This is a genomic window from Halospeciosus flavus (assembly GCF_029814175.1).
In the GTDB taxonomy this organism is placed as follows: Archaea; Halobacteriota; Halobacteria; order Halobacteriales; family Halobacteriaceae; genus Halospeciosus; species Halospeciosus flavus.
In genome coordinates, this window is sequence record NZ_CP122313.1 from 157,222 (window position 1) to 178,230 (window position 21,009).

A 21,009-nucleotide genomic window follows, 5' to 3' on the forward strand; every position below is an offset into this window, starting at 1 on the left:
ATTCGATGGTGAACGAGTCGGCTCCTTCCTTCTACTCAAGTTCCACCTTGATACTGGTCTCCGTTTGGCCGCCAGACGACGGGATTTCTCGCTCGACTTCGACCTCGAATCAGGGTTCGTCCGGCATGGTCACCGTCGTTGACTCGCCGCCAGCCGACAACGTAACGTCTTCGCCCGTTTCGAGTCTCTCCGCGAGCGTGCGGAGTGAGTCAGCGATATCCTCCTGCGTGCGACGCGGACGAAACACGGAAAATCGTTTCTTCGGGCATTCCGTGCGGAAAGACGACACGAACTAAGGAAAAACAACTGGCCGCTATGTCGAGGGCTGTGCAGGGGACTCGTTCCCGAGGTATTTACGCGGCGGGCACCTACAGTGAGGTAACCGAAACACGCGTCGTCCCCGAGTCGGGTGTCCACGCTAGCTGAATACGGTCATCGGCGGTCACACGCCGTTGTCCGCTATCGTTGCTCGCGCTTGTTTCCCTACTCTCCTCTCCCGGGCGTCCCCCTTACGGGGTACTGGGACTGCTCTGATCGGACCTACTATGGAAATCGAAATCGCGACAATCGGCGGCTACGAGGAAGTCGGTCGGCAGATGACTGCGGTCCGTGCCGGGGACGACATCGTCGTCTTCGACATGGGGCTGAACCTCTCGAAGGTACTGATTCACGACAATATCCAGACGGAGGGCATGCACTCGCTGGACCTCATCGACATGGGCGCTATCCCCGACGACCGCATCATGAACGACCTCGACGGGGACGTTCGAGCAATTGTACCGACGCACGGTCACCTCGACCACATCGGCGCAATCAGCAAGCTCGCACACCGCTACGATGCGCCCATCGTCGCCTCCCCATACACGCTCGAACTCGTGAAAGGGCAAATCGAGGGCGAACAGAAGTTCAACGTGAACAACGACCTCGTAGAGATGGAGGCCGGCGAGACGATGGATATCGGCGACGACGTCGAACTCGAATTCGTCAACGTCACCCACTCCGTCATCGGCGCTATCAATCCGGTGCTGCACACGCCGGAGGGCGCGGTCGTCTACGGCCTCGACAAGCGCATCGACCACGACCCGGTCATCGGCGACCCCATCGACATGGAACGGTTCCGCGAGATCGGCCGCGAAGGCGACGGCGTCCTCTGCTACGTCGAGGACTGCACCAACGCCAACCGAAAAGGCCGTACGCCCAGCGAGTCCGTCGCGCGCAGCGAACTCAAGGACGTCATGCAGAGCATGGAGGACTACGACGGCGGCATCGTCGCCACGACGTTCGCGAGCCACATCGCGCGCGTGAAGAGCCTCGTCGAGTTCGCTCGGGACATCGGTCGGGAGCCGATTCTGCTCGGCCGCTCGATGGAACAGTATTCCGGCGCGGCTGAACGCATCGGCGCTGTCTCGTTCACGAACGACCTTGGGATGTTCGGGCACCGCAAGAGTGTGGATCGAGCCTTCGAGCGAATCATGAACGAGGGCAAGGAGAACTTCCTGCCCATCGTCACCGGCCACCAAGGCGAGCCCCGCGCGATGCTCACCCGCATGGGTCGTGGCGAAACTACATACGACCTCGAAGAGGGCGACAAGGTCATCTTCTCAGCGGGTATCATTCCGGAGCCGACCAACGAGGGCCAGCGCTACCAGAGCGAGCAACTGCTGCGGATGCAGGGCGCGCGTATCTACGATGACGTCCACGTCTCCGGCCACCTCCGACAGGAGGGACACTACCAGATGCTGGACACCCTCCAGCCCGATCACCTCATCCCCGCCCACCAGAACATGGAAGGATTCTCTGGATACGTCAGCCTCGCGGAGAGTCAGGGGTACGAGGTCGGCCACGACCTCCACGTCACCCAGAACGGCAACACCATCCAAATCGTCGAATAACACCGCCGAGAGGGCAGAAGTCGTATCCACGCTCTCGGGTGTTCTCGCGTCGCGTACTACAGGAGCCGGCCGATGGTTCGACGGAGCGACTGGAGAACAGACTCTTCTCTGAACGACTTGATCGTCCGTTGGACTGCGTCGATGCTCGGGTCGGACGCGGAGAGTTCGTCTCTCCGGATTTGCCGCGTGAGGTGCGGGATGAACGACTCGGCTGCCGACGTGACTGTCCGACACGAGTCGTACCGGTCCACGAGATAGTCGTGGCGGACGTTCGTCGGTGTTTCCGTCGAGAGCCGGAGACTATAGCCGTCGCCGTCGGGGACATCCGGGACGATTGTGACGATGAACGTGGTGCCGGTCGATGTCCGATAGTAGCACTTCGTGGGCGAGCGTAGCTGGTCGGCGGGCTGCTGGACGCGCCATTCTGCTGGAACGTCGATATCGGAGTGTGTCATAGCTGGTGGGTCGTCGGTTCGTAATCGAAGGCGGGTTGGTCGGCAGCTAGCTCTCGAATCCAGAGGATGCCGTCAACGTGGTCGGAGAGCGTAGCGAGCGTCGATTCGTCGTGGTTCGTGTAGTCGAAGCCGAATAGACAGAGTCCGGAGGACGACCGGTATGCGCAGATTCGTTCGAGGACGGTCGTGATGCGCTCGACGGGATTGGCTTCGAGTAGCGGCGAGAGCGAGCGAACGACGAGGTGGCGGCGAGCTGGCGACCGAACCGAGGATTCTGTGAGGTCGGCGAGCGCGACGAGCAGACGCTCAAGGTCGTCCGGGCCAGTCGTGGAGAGAATCGGAATTTCGTCGTATGGTGCGCCGTACGCAGGACGGGTTCCTGTTGCATCGACCAGTTTGAGAGCGGGGCGTTCGCTGACGCCGGTCCGCGCAGCGAATGCTTCGATGGTTTCCGTCGCGGGCGTTGCCGTCGTAACGACGATAGCCGTATCCAACCCGGTTCCGAAGGTTGCGAGCGCTTCAAGGTCGATGTCGTAGTCAGCTGGTGACCCGGCTGTGGCGACGAGAACTGTCGCGCCAGTCTCGAAGATAGCAGGGAACTGACTGCCGTACCCGTCGTCAGTGTGTGCGCAGCTGCTGTCCATTCGGCTTACCGGTCTCCGTGGCGTGCTGGGTCGGCCGGTGTTCCTGCGAGGGTAGTGAGCGTCTGCTCTGGATAGTAGCGGGCCTCACAGGACGGGCAGATAGCGACCTGAATTGGTTGCTCCGTCTCTACTGGGAGTGGGAGGTCCTTTGCGGGAATCATTCGTTCGGTGAGGGCGCTCCCACAGTCCGAACAGGGGAGGTCGGTTTCGTTCATGAGTGAATGTGGCCGGGTTACGTCCCGTCGGGGGCACCCACGGACGAGCCGGAACGAGGATGACGCAGTTGGGAGGCGGCGAGTATGACTCCCATGGTGCGGCGGACCGATGGGGGGCGAAGAAAGGACGGGACGAACCCGAGTTAGTTCAAGAATGTCGTACTGGCACTAAATACGTTTCGTTGAATATGCACGAGTATTGATAAACAGATGGGAGAGTTGCAAAACCACAACAGTTAACAGTGAGGAACCCGCAGTTTGAATCGAGATACACCGCCCAGTTACGCGATTGGGTAGTTGGAGTGTCCGATGACGCCATCGGTGGCTGAGGACATCGCCATGTGTAACCCGACGAACGTAGCCGTCCACGGACGCCATACGTGGACTTGCCTTTCTGTCGATCCCGGTCGGGCGTCTGCTCCCCGACATGGATCTTTCATCTATATGAGGTAGCGCTGCCAGTACTCTCGTCACAGGAACGGTAGAGTCTATTTGTCAGGAGAGTTCTGTATCCTCAAATTTGATTGAACTACGGCTTCGATAATACATTCGGAAACTATACTGGCGAATAAAAGGCTGTAGAGGCCAATATCCGATAGGTCCCGGAAGAAGAACAATTCTCGTTAGTGATGACTCAAACGCACAAACTGGACAACCAGCAGTATCGCGATGTTTGTTGAGAAGACGAAAACACGACACGCTAACTTGCCGACGAGTATAGCGTTCACTCCATCAAACCATTCCGAAAGTAGAGAACCAGCCATCAAGGACTACCTAGGGTTCGTTCCAAGTCCCAAGAGGGGAGCGCCGAATACAGTTCAATTCTGTAAATCTCTATGAGAAGCTAGGAAGGCGAACGCTAAAGACAATTCGTATATTACAAACGGTTGCGTACGGCGATGACGAACCTTTTAACCCCCGCACTGAGCCCCTTGTGATGACGATACTATCCGAGCCGTACACGCCTTCTACTTAGGATTTAAGATGGATACCTGTGGTACGTCCAGGATGAATAGAACGCCTAATACGCCTAAGAATAGGGTCTTAGACGGTTTGGTACCGCTAGTCTCCCACCGGTCTAATACTGTGTAACCACCTGTCCTAAATGGACTGGAAGCCCAGTAATCGGAACGCAAACCTAAGACCCCTACCACTCGGAATTCCTCGGCGTTTACGTGGAGGAGGATAGAAGTGACTTCTCAACGCTTATCCATGGATATCACAGAGTGATATGTAGCGGGATAGGATAGCTCGGAGATTCCACCAGGCTCATGACCTGGAGATCGATGGTTCAAATCCATCTCCTGCTATGTTGCGCCGCTACAACCACTATTCGTAGACCTCGTCCGGATCAAAGACTTTCTCACCGACGGTCTCACCTTCGATCGTCTGATAGAAACAAGAGCGATAGCCCGTGTGACACGCCCCACCTTCCTGATCGATTCGATAAAGAAGTGCATCACCATCGCAGTCAACGCGAATCTCTTCGACCCGTTGGACGTGCCCGCTGGAGCCACCCTTCTTCCAGAGTTCATCGCGACTCCGAGAGTAGTAGTGAGCGAGTCCCGTGTTCTGGGTTTCTGTGAGCGCCTTAGGGGAGACGTACGCGAGCATCAGTACGTCACCCGTCTCAGCGTCCTGTGCAATTGCGGGAATCAAATTGTTATCCCCAAACTCGAGATCGACGTCAAAACGTTCTTCCTGCATATGCAGATACTGAGAGAGACAGAGGATACCACTTCCCATTTCCAAACTTGGGAACGTACCCCGTCGGGAGACACGAGTTTCAGAACTGAATGAGTATGAGTGCGTAGACGGCCGCTAATCGATACTCGTACAAATCCACCAAACTGGGTATCCGAGTACTCGCTACTCAGGTGCGTACTCGTCATAAATTCGATCCATTCGGGCTGCCATCACGAAGTCGGCTTTATGGAGCCCGTTGATTTTGTGCGTCCACATCTCGATTTTCACTTCGCCCCACTGAAGGTGGATATCTGGATGATGCCATTCCTCCTCGCTGAGTTCCCCAACGTCGTAGGTGAACTCGAGTGCATCTCGAAAATCCTCGAACTCGTAGGTACCTTCGAGGTGGTGGTCGTCTACCACATTCCAGACTTCTTCCTCGAGTTCGGCAAGGTACTTCGCGAATTCCGCCTCCGCGAGCGGCTCATCATCTGACGTACACGCTTCACACGCTTCATCTGCCAGGGCCGATGCCATATTTCCATCTACACAGGTTTCCTGTTTGTAGTTTGGTTCTCGTCGGATGGAGTGACGATGCCAAGACGGACACTTCGATAACGGGGGGCTTCAGGACTCGTCGAGTTCCGTCACTTAGCTGAGAGGCACTCTGGACACTGGATACGCTGTGGAGCAGTCTAGGACTGAAATTCCGTATTACATTCGGTACAACGGTAGTGATACGTTGCGGAAGACGAACCACCGAGTCCGAGGAGACGCTGAAGTTTCTGAAACACGGGTATACACTATATAAATTAGCAGTCAACAAATCATTATTGGGGATGTTCCGGAAAACACGTTAGTCAAACAATTAGCCGACTAGACAATCCGGCCTGTGAGACAAGAAGCTACACGTTAAGAGCTATTGATGGCTTACGTCCTTCCTCGAGTCTATGAAAGTTTAATATTGGGAAAGAGATTCCCTCCAGTCTGGCGTTGAGTAGTGGTCTACGGGCGTTTGAGTGCGCCTTCCTCGTCGAAGAGGCTGTTCTGTTCTTTGGGCGTACCGGGATATTCGCGGGCGGCATCGGGGTGGAACTCAACGCCGAGACCGGGTTCGTCGGGCACATCGATGGTGCCGTCAGAAACTTCCCAGCTTGTCTCGATAATCTCGTCGGCCCACTCCACCTCTCGGCTCATGTGCTCCATGATCTCGAGGTTCTCGAGGGTGGCACACAGGTGCAGCGAGGCCGCCGTCGAGATGCCGGCGTTGGGGTTGTGGGGGGCGATCGTCATGTAGCGAGATTTGGCCATTGCTGCCGCGTCCTGCGTTTCAGCGAGGCTTCCGTAGTTGGTTACGTCGGGCTGGATGATGTCACAGGCGTCTTTGTGGATGAGTTGCTCCATGTTCGCGTTATTGTAGATGCGCTCGCCGGTCGAGACGGGCATATTCACCCGCTCGGTAACTTGCGCCATCACCTCGGGGTCCTCGAGTTCGACAGGTTCCTCGAGGAACATGATATCGTACTCCTCGAGAGCGTCAGCGACCTCGATGGCACCCCGACGGGTGAACCGGCCGTGGCAGTCAATCGCAATACCGGGGTTCGGACCGATGGCCTCACGGACTGCGCTAATCAGGTCCTCGATTTCCTGCATCTGCTGGTTGTTCAGCGAGTACTCGTAGTGGGCGAACGGATCACACTTCAGTGCCGCGTAGCCCTGGTCTTCGATAGCTTTCTCGGCGTGCTTGGCGTAGTTCTCAGGTGTTCGCTCGCCGATGTGCCAGCCGTTGGCGTAGACTGGGACCTCGTCGCGGACCTTCCCGCCCAGGAGTTTCCAGACTGGTTCGTCGTAGTACTTGCCGGCGATGTCCCACAGCGCGATATCGAACGCTGCCGCGACCGCGTTGATAAGTTTGCCCGCCCGCCACGCGAATGGGTAGCGGGTGAGCTTTCGGTTTATCATATTCCGGTTCAGCGGGTCTTCGCCGATGACGTAGTGCTTGTGCGTTTCCGCGACTTCTTCGAGTGCGGAAGTAAGTCCTTCGGCGCCCAGGGCTTCACCAACGCCAGTGATGCCTTCGTCGGTTTCCACTTGGACGAAAAACCAGTTCCGCCAGTCAGCATCGACTACGAATGTTTCGACATCTGTAACTTCCATGCGAGCCAATCCAGAATGAGCACTAAAAGACATTCCGGCTTCGGAATCACCGCTTGATTCTCTCCAGTTAGAGATCCGATCTATCGTGAATATACACTACATGTATAGAATATTAATATATAAGGGTTAGTATATTTAGTTATATCTTATGTGATGACTAATCCCAGGTCAAAAAACCCCTTCCGAAATTGCTGAAGTCTCAGTACAGTACCGAAACAGTCGAGGCCCAACCGTGATGAGGCGTACGTGGAGTAAATATGAAACTTGGAGTGATTGGACTTGGCCGGATGGGGCAGATCGTCGTTGACCAAGTACTTGCTGCTGACCACGAGGTTGTCGCCTTCGATATTGACGAGGATGCGGTCGCCACCGCTGTCGAACGAGGCGCAACCGGAGCCACCTCGATTCCAGACGTTGCAGACCAACTCGGTGATGAGAAGCGCATCTGGCTCATGGTTCCTGCAGGCGATCCGATCGACGCTGCACTCGATGAACTGGAACCATCGCTCTGTGCTGATGATATCGTCGTCGACGGTGGCAACTCGAACTATCAGGACTCCATCCGTCGTGCTGAGAACACTAATGCAGCATATCTCGACTGCGGGACAAGTGGTGGGCCCGCGGGTGCTGAGCTCGGGTTTTCACTCATGATTGGTGGCCCGCAGTGGGCGTACGACGAACTCACACCAGTCTTCGATGCGATCGCAACCGGCCCAAATGGCCACGATCGGTTCGGACCGTCGGGAGCAGGCCACTACGTGAAAATGGTCCACAACGGCGTTGAGTACGCGCTGATGCAGGCGTACGGTGAAGGCTTCGAACTGCTGGCAAACGGTCGCTACGATCTCGACCTCGAGGCCGTCGCAAAGACGTGGAACAACGGCGCTGTCATCCGGTCGTGGCTGCTCGACCTCTGTGAGGAAGCGTTCCGCGAAGAAGGAACCGACCTGGGTGACGTCGCAGACTACGTCGCGGGTGGCTCAACGGGAACCTGGACCGTCCAAGAGGCGCTCGAACAAGAAATCCCGGTTCCACTCATCTATAGTGCCCTAGCTGAACGCTTCAGTAGTCGCGATATGCGATTCTCACGGCGTCTCGCCAATCGTCTCCGGTATGGATTTGGGCGTCACGAGGTCAAGCGACAAGATGAGAGCGAGTAATATCGTACGATAGAGTCGTCGAAGTCGCGTCCTCGAATCTCGAAGTTGCTTTCCGCATTGCTCTCCGAACTGGGACTATGGATGTGACCTTTCTCGGAACGAGTGGGGCAGTTCCGACAACTCAGCGCAATCCGAGCGCAATTCTGCTTCGCCGAGAGGGGGAACGATTTCTCTTCGACGTCGGAGAGGGGACACAGCGACAGATGATGCGCTTCTCTACCGGCTTCGACGTGTCAACTATCTTTCTCACGCATCTTCATGGCGATCACGTCCTTGGTCTTCCCGGGCTTCTACAGACGCTCGATTTCAACAAGCGAACTGCACCCCTCGACATCTACACACCTGCCGGCACCTCTGGAGCTGTTGAAAATCTCCTCGACGCAACGGGGACGACACCGGGCTTTCGTGTTCAGGTACACGACGCGATGCCTGGTGAGCCGATTATCGAACACGACGAGTATACGATTCGAGCTATCAAGACCAATCATCGAACACGTTCCGTTGGATACGCTCTCGCCGAAGCCGAACGGAAAGGTCGATTCGACCGTGAACGAGCCGAAGAACTTGGCGTACCAGTCGGGCCAAAATTCCACCAACTCCACGAAGGATCTTCCGTTGAACTTGAGGACGGAACTGTCGTGCAGCCAGAGGAGGTCGTCGGTGACCCACGTCCGGGGCGGCGAATCGTCTATACCGGCGATACCCGACCAACAGAGCCTGTTGTTTCGGCCGCTGCAAACGCAGATTTGCTGATCCACGATGCGATGTTCACTCAGGACCGACAGCAACGGGCGCAACAAACTGCCCACTCAACAGCCCAAGAGGCCGCTTCTGTCGCCTCGCAGGCCGATGTCAAGCGACTCGCACTCACACATATCTCCTCACGGTACGCGACCGATGTCAAACCTCTCAAAAACGAAGCCGTCGAGAGATTCGGTGACAGCGTGTTCCTACCTGATGATGGAGACACAATCACAATTCCCTATCCCGAGAGCGACGACAAGTAGTCCTGTGGACGTCCTCTTCTTCAGGTTCACGCAGTAGACTTCAAAATTTGATTAGAATCGTTCTGCGATTGTTGCGAGTGTCCGGTATTCGGACTCCGAATACGCGATTATGCGAACGTCAGAGAGATTCGTTGGCGTGTACTGCCATACCTCCTCGCAGACGAGTTTGGCACCGGTTTCCAAATCAAAGCCGGCCGCGCCGGTTCCGAGAATCGGGACGGCCAGTGACTTACATCCCAATTCGTCTGCTTTTTCGAGCGCGTTTCTGGTCGCGGTACGAATACTCTCGCTCGTCGCTCGACCGTTCCCGTAATGCGGCATCGCCGCGGCGTGAATCACGTACTCCGCGTCGAGCTCGTAGGCGTCCGTAACCGCGACGCCGCCAAGTTCGACCGGCCCTTTCGAGACGGCCTTCTCGTTGATTGGGCCGTTCGCGCCCCTGCGAAGCGCGCCAGCGACACCGCTTCCCATCTGGAGGCTTGTCCCGGCAGCGTTCACGAGCCCATCAGCCTCCTGGTCGGCGATGTCTCCCTGGACGACAGTGAAATCCATGTCCGATTGTACGACGGCACCGACGTAAAGCATAGGTCACACGCACTTCGAATCCCCTCGCCGCTACCCCAAGCGAATTCGACTGCAAATAACCTCTCGAACCGCCAGACGGTGAATTTCATCCGTGAACCGTCGCTACCGAAGAGCGCGACGCGTCTCAAAGATGCCGGATCGTGTACTGACAGATTGGACACTTGCGCTCGTCGCCTTCCAGCTCGAACTCTGATTCTTGACCCGTCCATCCACATTCTGGGCACTGTACGATATCAGCCGACATTACCTTTCGAAGAGCGACCTCAAGCCCCATGTAGGTTCGTCTCCGTGCACTCCGAACACAGGAGGATCGAACACGTCTCGTGTTCGAACCATGCACGAGTGAACGGCACCAAAACTATCGTTCGAGTAGAAGGCTACCTCACTGTAGGACGACGAAGCTCGGTTCCCGATCAGCGTCGCTTGGGTGCAACCTTGACGCTCCCGGCGACCGACTGCAATCGCTTGAAATCATCGCTGGAGTGACTGACAATCCGAATGTCGGCCAGAGTCGATGCGTCGAACTACCAGATATCATCGCAGATGAACTCTACACCCATCTCGAACACTTATCCCCCGCCGCCACAGCCGAGGACGGGCAGTGCCAGCGACCGACACTCGCGCTCGTCAGCAGCTGCCAGCACGCCATGGACCGCGCTCCGAATACTGTCTTCTGTCGCCGCGCCGTTCTGCGTGACCGGCACGGCGTGAAAGAGAAAGAGCGCTGGCAACTTGTAGGCGTCCGAGACGACGACGTCCCACCATGGAACGGTTGCTCACTCCGTACATCCTCGACGAACTGGTCGCCGAGTTCGGCGCGAAACGCCCCCCAACCCCATAGTTCATTTGCGAGTCGGGGGAGATCGTATTTACAAGGCCGTGTGCCGTTTGGTGAGCGATGTTCCCGTGGACCACGTCGAAGTCCATACTGAATATTGGTGTCGGTAACGTAAAACGTCCGGCCGACACGAGAACCCAAGCGCGCATTTGCGCACCGATGGACTACACACGCTCCGGACAGAAAGTAAGTTTTTATCGCTTTCATTATCGAGCTAGCAGTGGATCGTGCCAGAGTTAAATGAGAAGGAGCTACTGACGAATATCAACCGAGGAGAGTTCATCGAGCGATACGTTGCTCGGTTTACCCAGGGATTGGATACTGATTCAGCAAACATCTACGACTTCGACCGGATGCTGCTCGCACGAGATGGTGACGACGACGTCCCGAACGAACTCATCTGGGGGGCAATCCGGGACTACTCGAAACACGTTGGGTTACTCTCCAACACGCCTTCGGAATCGGAAGTACTACAAGAGATTCAGCGATATTTCCACCGTCTCAACGTGTCGGCGATCGAACAGACGGCTACTGCGTTTTCCAACTATCTCCAAGAGCATTACACGTCAATCACGACGATTACGGAGAACGCGCTCATCGAGATTCCCGACCCGACAGTCCCTCATCTGGGAGATTATCCTGTCGTTGATGTCATTCTGTACGCCCACCCGGACGACAGCATAATGAAAACCGTCGAGGCAACCCGGTACAGCGCGAATTTATCGGTTGACGACCCCGATGCAGTATTCGATCACGTCAGTCGTGCTGTCCCCTCCAGAGATATCCAGCAGTACGCGGACGATGTCTATCAGGAGACCGTAGACGCGTTTAGCACCGAACTAACATCGAACCTCGTCGAGGGGCTGCAGCGAGACGCGCTTGTCGCCGCTGGCTACACGGAGCTCAAGGAGGAACCGGTCCCAGACGACGTGAACCGACTGTACGCCGGGAAGCCGGCTACGTACTGGCAGAAAGAGATTTGGACGATCGACGAGGTGGATGCGACGACGGGCTTCGCCCGGGTCTGGTTCCTCCCCGACGACCACGTCGGTGTGGTCGAACCTTCGGACGGTGATTTCGACCACGAAACCGCGGTCGCCCAGATTCGTACCGAACTCGACGAATACACTACGGCCGACGCTGGAAACACATGACTCGCGGCCACGACAACCCACATAATTCATAATTATTTTTAATGCGTTCGGGCGCTAGTGTTCACGTATGTCTCCTGTACAGGTCGTAGAGACTATCAGCGAACGTGTCCCGGACGGTGTGACAGAACACGATCGACGACAGCTGGACGTATTCGAACGCGACGGTATGTAATCCATCACAACGCCACAAAAACCGTAGCTAGTACGCTAGTCTTAATAATGGAACACGGACGTCTGGTGGTATATCACCGAGCAGGAGATTAACGCGCTCGTGAACGCTGCCGGGACGAGCCTTCAGATGGGGCGCGACATCGCCGGCAGTACAATACCGTATCACAGAATAAACCAGGCGAGGCCGACAGTAAAGAGACAGCTACCCACGACGTTTCACACGTAGACAAGTCCCTTAAGGCGAAACACGCTTCGGGGTGTCACCTAGTTGTCGAGGACGAGAAGCATGGCGAGCATGATGTGCTTGGTAATCATCTCTGTCCACCCGAAATAGCCGAAGGCGTACGCGACACAGGCGCGAATTCGACGGCTAGTGCATTCCACACGCCGCCCAGTAGTGCGAGTACCACCACTTCTAACAGTAGGCCGAACGCGATATCGAGTCCTATCGCCCGACAGGAACAATCTCAGCTCCGACCGATCCTCAGTCAGTGCAATATCGATCTGTTCGTCCAGGTCCGTCAATTTCGACTTCAGCGAGGAGAAGATACGGCTCACTTCCTCGATATCTCGGGAGAATCAGGCACCCGTGAACCTCCGCTTAGAGGTAGAAATTCGTTTCCACTTGTGGCGAGCGGCGTCACTCGAACTGACTGGAACGGTCGTGCGAGACCACGTTACCGACGGCTTTCGTTATCTCAACGCTGTGGGTGTACGTCTCGGAGAACGTGTGCGTCTGAAACTCGACGTACCACGACTTGTCCCGCTCTTCGACATCGGTGACCTCGCCGAGCTCTCCGACGCACTCGCTGTCGGCATATTCTTCGGCAATCGTGACCGCCTCGTCCCGCTCTTCGACGTCGTCCCCCATATCGCTCGCTACCGGTTCCACACGAGAAGTGGTTACGTCGAGTGGTGGCTAGTAGAGGTTATTCGGAGGTGAACAGCGTCAGTTCCTCTGTTTCGTAGATGTTGATGAGTTCGGTGACAATCTCGTCGTAACTCTCGTCCTCGACGCGGAGCGCGTCGAGCCGTTCGAGCGTCTCCTCGTCGAGTGAAATCTTAGGCATCGTCTCATCATTCCGTCTGCAACAAGTAAACTATCACGGCAGAGCCGCTAGGGAGAAGGCACGTTCGAGAGTAGTGTTCTAGGAAATACTGTCGGACGGCCCTTTCAGTGAAGTTTTATCCGAGTTGCAGCCGACGGTATCGACATGTCTGAAGAGCCAACGGAGAAGGCGTCGGTCGAGGAATCGGAATCAGAGCCTGAACAGCGCGTGGTCACGGACAGCTTCTTCGAAGAGGAGTACTACGTCAGTGCAGCTGACGCGGGTGAATTCCTTATCGAGCTCGGGGAGCAGCTCATCGAACAGGACGAGATCACGGTCACAGGCGATGACTGGAAGTTGCCGTTCACGTTCGGCGAACCGGTGAACCTCGACATCGAGTACGAGGGAGACAGCGAACCGGAACTGGAGATCGAGGTCGAACTCCCCGGTCGCGTCGAAAGTGAGACGCCGGACCTCGCGTAGGGAACTACGAAAGTAATCCATATCGTGACCGGATGTGGCGGAGAATCTGCACCAATACGTCCGGCGAGGAGTCATCGACGAAGGCGTCGATTGTATCTTGTACCGATTCGATGTCGGGATCCGAAGTGGAGAGGCTACCCTGTCGAAGGTTGGCCGTGAGATACTCGGTGAACAATTCCGCGGCAGCGATTGCCTCAGAACGGGTGTCGTAAGCTTCGACGTAGTAGTCGTGACGGACGTTTGTCCGAGTTACTGTTGAGAGTCTGAGTTTGTATGGTCGTCGGTCGGATTCTTCGACGACGACCCGCACGATAAATCGGGTTCCTGTTCCGGGTTTGTAGTGGAATTCGACATTCTGCTCGTCGGAATTCTCGGAGGGTTGTACGCACCACTTGTCTGGCAGATCGTATTCAGCGTCGGTCATATGTCGATGAAAGCTGGTCTGAATATCGGTCGATACCGTTCAAGGGAATTAGGTTGTCGGCTACCAGCTGAAGTTGCGCTCCTAACTGGGTATTTACTTGAATGTCGTGTTGGAAGTTGACCTGGGCCAAGGTTAGTTGTTACCGTGAGTAGAGGAGTGGGTAGTCTCAGCTGCGAGCATCGTGAGTGTTTGTTCGGGATAGTAATGTGCACCGCAGCCGGGACAGACCGCGACCTGGACACGGTCTTGAACGGGTGTTGCGATGGCGAGTTGGTCTGTGGGAACAGAGCGCTCGACGAGTGCGGTACCACAGCGCGAACACGGGAGGTCTGTTTCCTTCATGGCTATAACCGATTGAGGCGAGTCCCGTACAACGAATACCGGATCGGATCAGACGGCGACTGGATGGTCAACCACTGACAAAGGGTTCGATGTCTGAGGGGGCGAGCGTGGTGAAGAAAGAACGGGACGAGCCCGCGGTCAACCAATACTTGATTGTATGTTATTAAATAGGTTACGTCAGTTGTGCGCCATACGTGAGATCGGCACGATGTGTCTCTCAAAACCACAACGGCTAAACCCGATGCCTATTGAATTATGACTGAATACCGAAGGTAGGTTGTTGGGTCCGATGAGGCCCGTTCCCGTTCGTCATCAGAACAGGGCTGAGGACACGGCCTGTGCGAACCGGTGAAGCGACTATCCACGGACGCCATACGTGGACTCGTATTCCTGTAGATTCCGGCCGGGTGTCTGCTCCCCGGCATGGACATTCTGGCAAGATTGTCATCGTAGTTTATCGATTCGTAACATCACTGTACAGATATTTCCGGCCACAGGGTGCCTCTTCAAAGCGGAATCTGGAACCTTGGGTGGGAAGTTCAGACTAGCAGGTGTGAATTGCCCTTTGCTTGGGAGCCCTTCCTAGAAGGCCGTTCTCTGGTCTGCGTGATCGGTGCAGAGTACATACGAAGTACACTATCGCTCTATCGCTGTAACTCCGCTAGTGTTTTTATTCCAAATAGTGCCAGTAAGATTCCGATACCAGCGTCTGAGAGTATCATTTCGTGATGCTGATGAGCGGCCGGTAATTGTCTGATAGCGAATATTTGCGCTATAATTCCGACACCGACGTCTGCTTTCGTCCCGAGATTCTGAGCCATATCTACTACACCCCATTGCCAGTTGATAGCTGTCGGGAACCGGAAGTTAACACATATATCCGACAACCGTGTATTCCTACGATATATGCAATTCTGTGACGAATGTGGGTCAGTGATGCACACGGAGGGTGACACGTGGGTGTGTCGCTCCTGTGGGAGCGAGGAGTCGCGGGACTCGCAAGCCGAAGCAGCGATGACGACTCAGGATGGGCAGCAGGACGATGGGGCACCCGACGTAGCCGACGCGACTCAGGACTCCACCGAGACGATGCAAGAGCCTTGTCCGGCGGATGACTGCGACAGCGACCGAGCACACTACGAGATGATACCGAAGCCGGGCGGCTCCTACGAGGTTCGGCTATTCACCTGCGTCGAGTGCGGCCACAAGTGGCGCGACTCCTGACGGCGCATCTTGCGAACCCCGCCGCATAAAAATGCATAGACCGCCACATCAAACTCTCAACTCCCGGGGAGATATTCAGAAAGCCGGTTGTGTTAGTTCGAAAGGTTTCCATAGAGCCATTCCCCTCAGTTTTTCAAAATTTGAATTGCAGACTAGAATCAGATTCTTCTGAACTCCCGTCGAGCAATTTTCAGCGCCTAACACGGCCGAAAACGAGAGAATCGAGGAGTGTTTCACGGTTCGAAGTGCCGATCGGGAGATCTTGAGAGACATTGAACAGGTGAAGCAGTGGATCCAAGGAATCCAGATACGGCCGATATCACCTTCGTTACCCCGCCGTCGAGCAATTTCTAAAACTACAGCATTATCACGGAACTCGTCGAGGTACTTTCTACGCGCTCAAATCGTCCCGACGGGGTTCTTCTGCGATTTGAGGGCGTTATTTCGCCTTGCATATCGCGGTTTTCGTCCAAAGAAAAAGGCGATATGCGGTGTGCGAAGACCGCCGGCTCTCTCAGGCCGAGGGGCCCATCACGAGGGTAGTGGAATCACAGATGTATCAGATGTAGCGCATAGGTTGACCGGGTGTGTTCGGTTGGGTCTGTTGCCCCCGCAAGGGGGTGGCGGGGCGCATCACATGCCCCCGATAGACGATGGCTTCGGAACGACACAGCAAGACTCGAGCAGCGGATCACGCAGCAACTACCACTGACGGTGAGGCGCCGTGGGCGGACCTCGAAATGACGGTTCCGACCGACCGGGATCATCCGTCGGTCGTCGCCCTCGTGGAGTGTACTCTCGTCGAGCTCACGCACGAGGCCGTGGGCGCCGTCTTCATCTCCCGGCAGGTCGGGCGGTCGACGCGGACGCAGTACGTCGCGGCCGACAACGTCGGCGAGCAGTTCCAGAAACGGCACTTCGACGACCGTCTGGGCTGGCACGAGACCACCATCCCTCGCCGAACCGTTCGCGACGAGCTCATCACTCAGCTTATGCGGTCGCCTTCGACGCCGGCGGAGCGGTCAGGTGAGAGAGCAGCCAGCGAGGCAGACACCTTCGTCGTGAAGCCAGTTCGAGAGCTCCGAACGCCGTAGCGGTTAGGCTTAACCAACATTTCCGACCAATACCGGCACGGTGTTGGTTAACGGTGGGGCTGGATCCACTCCCTCGCCCCCTCCCACCGCCCGACTCCTCGAATGAGTGTATCCTGGCGGCCGGGCGATCCGAGGAGGTGCCGAATCTGTACGCCATGAACTGTTTGTCGGCGTCCCCAGAACGCTCCGCGTTCTGGTGTGCGCACGAGAACGTGTTTCTCGTGCACGCCAGGAGGCGTGCAGCGCGCAACAGCGTGCGCGGCGTGACTCACCATGCCTGATCCCGATCCTCACGACGACACGAGTGCTGACCACGAACAGTTCGAGAAGGAACAGCTCGCCCAGGACCGCGACGCCGCCGGCGTCGACACGGCGGACGTCGACGACACGACGGCCCAGAACCTGATCAACGACCTCATCGACGCGGACGTCGTCACTCCGGTTCCCGAGGACCAAGTTCTGGTTCACGAGCCGAGCGGTACCGCGTACGACTCGACGACGCAGCTGGCCGTCTTCCATCGTGGTTGGACAGCCGCCCGCGACGCTGACGACGAGGAGGGCGAGTGATGCAACAGACACTCGTTGGCTGTGCGTTCTGCGATGCCCCGCCCGGTACCGAGACTGGCGAGGCACACACCTGGGGACAGGACGAGCGGATCACCCACCCGATCTGTGTCGACTGTGCCATCCAGGTGGAGCCAGACCCCGAGGAGTGCGATCACTTCGCCTGCGACGGTTGTGGGCTGGTCCTCGACGCACTCGCGGCGCTGACGCGGTTCCGCGTGGAACTCGGGCATCTGGAAGGCTCGTTGCAGCTGTGCGCTCGCTGTAGTCCCGGCGGGCTCGCGACGTACTGGACATGCGATCTCGAGGAGCACCTCGTCGCCGACTGTTGAGGCAATGTTTTAGCGTAGCACTACCTGTGGTCGCCTCCTACACTCTCGGATGTAACGGACTTACGCAGTCCCAGTACGTTGAACACCGGGGACGACATCCAGAATGATATGGACTACCCCGCTGCAGGTCCTCGATTACGCACGAAGGCTCCCTTGCCGAGATTCGCCAGCAGCGAGGACTGGAACCATCGACGACTGACACTGGGGCGGACACCAGGGGTGAGTGCTGATGTCTGATTCTAAGGGCCTCTACGACGTTCGTGAACGAACCGGAAATCCCGAGCACGCATCGGTCGACGATGTGGTCGAACTCGTATTCGAGCGCGCGCAGCATCCCCGTACGGATCACCACGACGGGCATCTCGACGAACAGATGGCGACTGTCGTCGACAGGTACGGTACCGCCCCTGTCCGGATCGTCATTCACCGCGTCCTTGTCGACGGCACGCCCTTCCGGACCGCCACCCAAGACCTCGAGGTACGCAACGTCGACGGTGTTCGTATCGGGACGACCGCTGGCCAGTTCCTCGACGAACTGAACGCACAGGACGACGGCTGAGATCGGCGTAAACTCTTCCTGTTCCACGGGCGTTAATGTGCAAGCTCTGTGCATACGCCGAAACCGTTATCCGTCTATGTGCAAAACTTGCACATACAATGAGTGCAAGCGACGATCCGCGACGGGTTCACTTCCAGTCGCCGGAGTATCTCGTCGACCGGCTCGATGCCATCGCCGATCTCTTCGACAAAGACCGGACGGATCTCCTCGTCGATGCCATCCGGGAGTACATCGAAGACACTGCCGACAGCGAGACGTTCCAGGAATTAGTTGCGACGAAGTACTACGACGACCAACTCGAGTTCGAGACGGTGAAGCAACTGGTGGGCGCCGAGACCGCCCAGCGACTCCGCCTCCTCAAAGCGGATCTTGAGGACGAACCACTCGATCTCGCTACCCCCGATGACGTCGACGTCTACGATGGGGAGGTGACGACGGTCGACACCGCGGTCGACGACGATCGATGAGCGGTCCACGACTGCGAACAGTCGTCGCCGACACGAGCGCGCTCGTCAGTCTCGCGGTGCCCCGTGCGGATGCAGCCATCGGTACCGATGTTCCCGACCCGTTCCAATACCTGCTCACCTCCTGTGACGTGGTCGTCCCTCCGGAAGTAGTCGCAGAACTCCGCGACATCACGCAGTATCAGGACATCCACGCCGCAGCCGCGAGTAACGTCCTCGCGGCCCGTGGCCACTACACGGTCGAAGATCCGTATGCGCGCGAGGACACCCCGGACGCGCGACCGACGTTCGGCCTCGATGACGGCGAAACTGATGGCATCGTCCTCGCGAACGCACTCGACGTCGACGGCTTTCTGACCGACGAGTTTGGTGGGACGAACTTCCCGCTCATCCACGCGGTGCTCGAAGGGCCGCGAATCGTCCCGACGCCGCGGCTCATCTGTGATTACGCCCGAAACGGGCATATGACCCACGAAGAGGCGAGAACGCTCCTTAGCGCGATTAGCCCCCTCCGGAGCTGGGACAACAGCCCATACGTCGCCCAGTTGGTAGCACTTCTGGAGGAGTAGGTTCATTCGCCCTTGAGGTCACGAGCGTCGAGTTCGCCGGCGAGATACTGTTTCCCTTTCCTAGTGATATCATAGACACCGTTTCCGAGATGAACGAGGAGACCGTAGGTGACGAGTGTTTTACAGCGGGCGTTGATGTGCTGTCGAGAGAACCGGACGCGGTCACTGTCAGCCATTTCCTTCGGGGTATCGGGGCCCTCTTCAGCAAGATGCTCCAGAATGCGATCATCGGCGCGTGACATCCAGTCGGCGTCAAAGCGCATAATCACTTCTGGTTGCGCTGACGCTATCCCGAACGCGCTAAGTCAATTAGCAAAGCGTAGCGCTTCTACAATTGACTCCTTACGTTTTATACGCCTGCCAACCTAACCCTCGAGCGTTCAGATGCATTCCCCTCCATCGGACAGTTCGGGCGGATCGAATGACCTTCTCGTCGAGATTATTGAGACGCTGGAGACGTGTGGGCTCGAGGACGACACCTACCAGCTCCACGATTACGTTGACGTCGAGGCGCTCGAACAGTTGGTTGCTTCGTCTGATGAGGATATCGCTGTCCAGTTCACCGTCGAGGGGATTCAACTCGACGTGTCACCGGAAGGGGTGGACGTCGTCGTCGAGGATCAACCTGATACAGGCAGTGAGTAGCGCTTCCCGTCGCGGAGACGCATACCATCCCTGAAAGCCCTCGGCCGCCTCGCCCTTTCTGAGTCCACCAGGACAGTGGAAGGCTGGCTTAGCGACGTAGCCGGCCGAACGGGTGCGTACGTGACGGCCCGCCCCGCTCGCCGCTGCCGCCCTCCGCGTCGCTCGCGACCGACCATTCCGGGCGTGCGGGCGCTCTCCACACCGCCCGCGCCCGTTCCGGGCTAAAGTGCATGTGCCCTCGGCGCCAGCGGGTAAGCGCGAGGGGTTGCGCGGCGTAGCTGCTCACCCCTCGACTGGGAGAGCTCTGATCAAGGTGCCAAAGAACTGTTCACTAGATAATTGTTTTATCGAATACCTGGACGAACGAACTGGTCAGTAGTACAGTGGATCTGTCGCTGGAGGGCTAACATAATGACTGAATTTCTGGATGACGAGGAGACCGATATTGAATGTCGCACACTCCGTGAAATAGTATATAATGCGGACGCCAATATGGACAACGAGTATCGTCTTTAACTATCTATCTGCGCTGCCTCCGCTGAAATCGTCCAGTCATCCTCTGTGGAAACAGCACCCTCGAACAACACGGTCTCCGTCTTGTCACTCCCGATGGATACAGTCTTTTCCTTCGTTTTTTCACCCCCCATAGATACCGCATTATACGTTAGTGTCGCCGTCACATCGCCGTCAACACCGCGATTAGTTATCTTAGCACCGTGAGTCGAGGGTTGTGTAACAAACATATATCCAAGGGCATCATCTGGGGGTGATGCCGTCATATCTACAGTCCTCCGTTCGCTGCTATTGAAGTAGAGGGCTTGTTTTCGCTCACGTTCGTACCCCTCGTGCAGAAATCCGACGTTATCTGGCTCAGTTGCATTCTCATCCATCTTCCAGAACAGGGCAATTGCGATATTTCCGCTATCTCCGGTATTCTGGATAGTCACGGAGAGTGTGTTCTGACTGGGCTGGTCAATAGAGACGAGTTGACTTTCGGGTGCCACAAGTTCGGTGACTTCCGGATCAGGGAGGTCAGCATCGAATACGTCGTTAGAGAGGGTGGTGGTAGATGTTTGCTGCTGGTCTGTGTTGTCGGAGGAACATCCGGCAAGTGCAGTCAGGGACGCTGTTGACGCGAGCAGTCTTCGGCGTGTGATTTTCATCTGATTATTATCTATTCTGTTATGGTATTAATGTGGGTCGTATTAGGGCGGACTACTGTTCTTACCACATCAGACAAAGTGTAACACCGGGTCTACACCACCTCATTCTGACCGTGTAGTGCGGTGATGTTTT

The 21,009-nt window shown here is 56.7% G+C and carries 26 protein-coding genes, 1 tRNA gene and 1 pseudogene; 14 read left to right on the forward strand and 14 right to left on the reverse strand.

The window, feature by feature from the left end:
- Positions 1–109: 109 nt before the first annotated feature.
- Positions 110–289: an amphi-Trp domain-containing protein gene (locus tag P0Y33_RS19185; protein ID WP_321170513.1), complete on the reverse strand. Its 180-nt coding sequence runs from the start codon at positions 287–289 to the stop codon at positions 110–112.
- 256 nt (positions 290–545) lie between these two features.
- Between P0Y33_RS19185 and P0Y33_RS17685 the strand changes: the two genes are divergently transcribed.
- Complete coding sequence (locus P0Y33_RS17685) at positions 546–1,892, forward strand: ribonuclease J (RefSeq protein WP_279530149.1); 1,347 nt, start codon at positions 546–548, stop codon at positions 1,890–1,892.
- 56 nt (positions 1,893–1,948) lie between these two features.
- On the opposite strand, the gene P0Y33_RS17690 is transcribed toward P0Y33_RS17685, so the two are convergent.
- Genes P0Y33_RS17690 through P0Y33_RS17700 form a run of 3 tightly spaced genes read right to left on the reverse strand, consistent with a single transcriptional unit; the run spans position 1,949 to position 3,206 of the window.
- Complete coding sequence (locus P0Y33_RS17690) at positions 1,949–2,347, reverse strand: hypothetical protein (protein ID WP_279530150.1); 399 nt, start codon at positions 2,345–2,347, stop codon at positions 1,949–1,951.
- On the reverse strand, positions 2,344–2,991 hold the full coding sequence (locus P0Y33_RS17695; protein WP_279530151.1) for a DUF7504 family protein: 648 nt from the start codon (positions 2,989–2,991) through the stop codon (positions 2,344–2,346). The genes P0Y33_RS17690 and P0Y33_RS17695 overlap by 4 nt, the downstream gene beginning before the upstream one ends.
- Before the next feature lie 5 nt (positions 2,992–2,996).
- Positions 2,997–3,206 carry a hypothetical protein gene (locus P0Y33_RS17700; RefSeq protein ID WP_279530152.1) on the reverse strand — a complete coding sequence of 70 codons (210 nt, stop codon included), beginning with the start codon at positions 3,204–3,206 and terminating at the stop codon, positions 2,997–2,999.
- Positions 3,207–4,441: 1,235 nt separating this feature from the next.
- Between P0Y33_RS17700 and P0Y33_RS17705 the strand changes: the two genes are divergently transcribed.
- Positions 4,442–4,516, forward strand: a tRNA-Met gene (locus P0Y33_RS17705).
- 19 nt (positions 4,517–4,535) lie between these two features.
- Here P0Y33_RS17705 and hisI read toward each other — a convergent pair.
- The 3 genes from hisI to P0Y33_RS17720 form a co-directional block, all read right to left on the reverse strand.
- Complete coding sequence (gene hisI / locus P0Y33_RS17710; protein WP_279530153.1) at positions 4,536–4,913, reverse strand: phosphoribosyl-AMP cyclohydrolase; 378 nt, start codon at positions 4,911–4,913, stop codon at positions 4,536–4,538.
- Positions 4,914–5,075: 162 nt separating this feature from the next.
- On the reverse strand, positions 5,076–5,429 hold the full coding sequence (locus P0Y33_RS17715; RefSeq protein WP_279530154.1) for a 4a-hydroxytetrahydrobiopterin dehydratase: 354 nt from the start codon (positions 5,427–5,429) through the stop codon (positions 5,076–5,078).
- A gap of 468 nt (positions 5,430–5,897) precedes the next feature.
- On the reverse strand, positions 5,898–6,983 hold the full coding sequence (locus tag P0Y33_RS17720) for a mandelate racemase/muconate lactonizing enzyme family protein (RefSeq protein WP_279530155.1): 1,086 nt from the start codon (positions 6,981–6,983) through the stop codon (positions 5,898–5,900).
- A gap of 323 nt (positions 6,984–7,306) precedes the next feature.
- Between P0Y33_RS17720 and gnd the strand changes: the two genes are divergently transcribed.
- Both gnd and rnz read left to right on the forward strand, forming a co-directional pair.
- Positions 7,307–8,209 (forward strand): phosphogluconate dehydrogenase (NAD(+)-dependent, decarboxylating), encoded by a 903-nt coding sequence (gnd, locus tag P0Y33_RS17725; RefSeq protein ID WP_279530156.1) that lies wholly within the window; start codon positions 7,307–7,309, stop codon positions 8,207–8,209.
- Positions 8,210–8,286: 77 nt separating this feature from the next.
- A complete protein-coding gene (gene rnz, locus P0Y33_RS17730) occupies positions 8,287–9,216 on the forward strand; it encodes a ribonuclease Z (protein ID WP_279530157.1) in 930 nt (309 codons plus the stop codon).
- 51 nt (positions 9,217–9,267) lie between these two features.
- Here rnz and P0Y33_RS17735 read toward each other — a convergent pair whose 3' ends face one another.
- Positions 9,268–9,768 (reverse strand): macro domain-containing protein, encoded by a 501-nt coding sequence (locus tag P0Y33_RS17735; protein WP_279530158.1) that lies wholly within the window; start codon positions 9,766–9,768, stop codon positions 9,268–9,270.
- A 602-nt stretch (positions 9,769–10,370) separates the two neighbouring features.
- Positions 10,371–10,547 (reverse strand): annotated as a pseudogene (locus P0Y33_RS19190) (macro domain-containing protein); the annotation flags it as partial.
- 319 nt (positions 10,548–10,866) lie between these two features.
- Between P0Y33_RS19190 and P0Y33_RS17740 the strand changes: the two are divergent.
- The gene (locus tag P0Y33_RS17740; RefSeq protein ID WP_279530159.1) at positions 10,867–11,793 is read left to right on the forward strand and encodes a hypothetical protein; all 927 of its coding nucleotides are present in this window, start codon (positions 10,867–10,869) and stop codon (positions 11,791–11,793) included.
- An 811-nt stretch (positions 11,794–12,604) separates the two neighbouring features.
- Here the strand turns inward: P0Y33_RS17740 and P0Y33_RS17745 are convergent.
- Positions 12,605–12,835 (reverse strand): hypothetical protein, encoded by a 231-nt coding sequence (locus P0Y33_RS17745; RefSeq protein ID WP_279530160.1) that lies wholly within the window; start codon positions 12,833–12,835, stop codon positions 12,605–12,607.
- Between the two features lie 58 nt (positions 12,836–12,893).
- Positions 12,894–13,034, reverse strand: a complete 141-nt coding sequence (locus tag P0Y33_RS17750; protein ID WP_279530161.1) for a DUF7557 family protein — start codon at positions 13,032–13,034, stop codon at positions 12,894–12,896.
- Positions 13,035–13,178: 144 nt separating this feature from the next.
- Here P0Y33_RS17750 and P0Y33_RS17755 point away from each other — a divergent pair, with 144 nt between their 5' ends.
- Positions 13,179–13,496: an amphi-Trp domain-containing protein gene (locus tag P0Y33_RS17755; protein ID WP_279530162.1), complete on the forward strand. Its 318-nt coding sequence runs from the start codon at positions 13,179–13,181 to the stop codon at positions 13,494–13,496.
- 4 nt (positions 13,497–13,500) lie between these two features.
- Here the strand turns inward: P0Y33_RS17755 and P0Y33_RS17760 are convergent, their stop codons facing one another.
- Positions 13,501–13,920, reverse strand: coding sequence for a hypothetical protein (locus P0Y33_RS17760; protein WP_279530163.1), 420 nt, complete (start codon positions 13,918–13,920; stop codon positions 13,501–13,503).
- A 1,248-nt stretch (positions 13,921–15,168) separates the two neighbouring features.
- Between P0Y33_RS17760 and P0Y33_RS17765 the strand changes: the two genes are divergently transcribed.
- The 7 genes from P0Y33_RS17765 (at position 15,169) to P0Y33_RS17795 (ending at position 19,068) form a co-directional block, all read left to right on the forward strand.
- The gene (locus P0Y33_RS17765) at positions 15,169–15,486 is read left to right on the forward strand and encodes an RPA12/RPB9/RPC11 RNA polymerase family protein (RefSeq protein WP_279530164.1); all 318 of its coding nucleotides are present in this window, start codon (positions 15,169–15,171) and stop codon (positions 15,484–15,486) included.
- A 653-nt stretch (positions 15,487–16,139) separates the two neighbouring features.
- Positions 16,140–16,580, forward strand: coding sequence for a hypothetical protein (locus tag P0Y33_RS17770; RefSeq protein WP_279530165.1), 441 nt, complete (start codon positions 16,140–16,142; stop codon positions 16,578–16,580).
- Between the two features lie 273 nt (positions 16,581–16,853).
- Positions 16,854–17,147, forward strand: a complete 294-nt coding sequence (locus P0Y33_RS17775; protein ID WP_279530166.1) for a hypothetical protein — start codon at positions 16,854–16,856, stop codon at positions 17,145–17,147.
- Complete coding sequence (locus P0Y33_RS17780) at positions 17,147–17,476, forward strand: DUF7558 family protein (RefSeq protein ID WP_279530167.1); 330 nt, start codon at positions 17,147–17,149, stop codon at positions 17,474–17,476. Before P0Y33_RS17775 ends, P0Y33_RS17780 begins: the two co-directional genes overlap by 1 nt.
- A 229-nt stretch (positions 17,477–17,705) precedes the next feature.
- A complete protein-coding gene (locus tag P0Y33_RS17785) occupies positions 17,706–18,035 on the forward strand; it encodes a hypothetical protein (RefSeq protein ID WP_279530352.1) in 330 nt (109 codons plus the stop codon).
- 98 nt (positions 18,036–18,133) lie between these two features.
- Positions 18,134–18,502: a hypothetical protein gene (locus tag P0Y33_RS17790; RefSeq protein WP_279530168.1), complete on the forward strand. Its 369-nt coding sequence runs from the start codon at positions 18,134–18,136 to the stop codon at positions 18,500–18,502.
- Complete coding sequence (locus P0Y33_RS17795; protein ID WP_279530169.1) at positions 18,499–19,068, forward strand: hypothetical protein; 570 nt, start codon at positions 18,499–18,501, stop codon at positions 19,066–19,068. The genes P0Y33_RS17790 and P0Y33_RS17795 overlap by 4 nt, the downstream gene beginning before the upstream one ends.
- A gap of 2 nt (positions 19,069–19,070) precedes the next feature.
- Here P0Y33_RS17795 and P0Y33_RS17800 read toward each other — a convergent pair whose 3' ends face one another.
- Positions 19,071–19,331, reverse strand: a complete 261-nt coding sequence (locus tag P0Y33_RS17800; protein ID WP_279530170.1) for a MarR family transcriptional regulator — start codon at positions 19,329–19,331, stop codon at positions 19,071–19,073.
- Between the two features lie 121 nt (positions 19,332–19,452).
- Here P0Y33_RS17800 and P0Y33_RS17805 point away from each other — a divergent pair, with 121 nt between their 5' ends.
- Positions 19,453–19,713 (forward strand): HalOD1 output domain-containing protein, encoded by a 261-nt coding sequence (locus P0Y33_RS17805; RefSeq protein WP_279530171.1) that lies wholly within the window; start codon positions 19,453–19,455, stop codon positions 19,711–19,713.
- Between the two features lie 512 nt (positions 19,714–20,225).
- On the opposite strand, the gene P0Y33_RS17810 is transcribed toward P0Y33_RS17805, so the two are convergent.
- A complete protein-coding gene (locus tag P0Y33_RS17810) occupies positions 20,226–20,876 on the reverse strand; it encodes a hypothetical protein (protein ID WP_279530172.1) in 651 nt (216 codons plus the stop codon).
- Between the last annotated feature and the right edge of the window lie 133 nt (positions 20,877–21,009).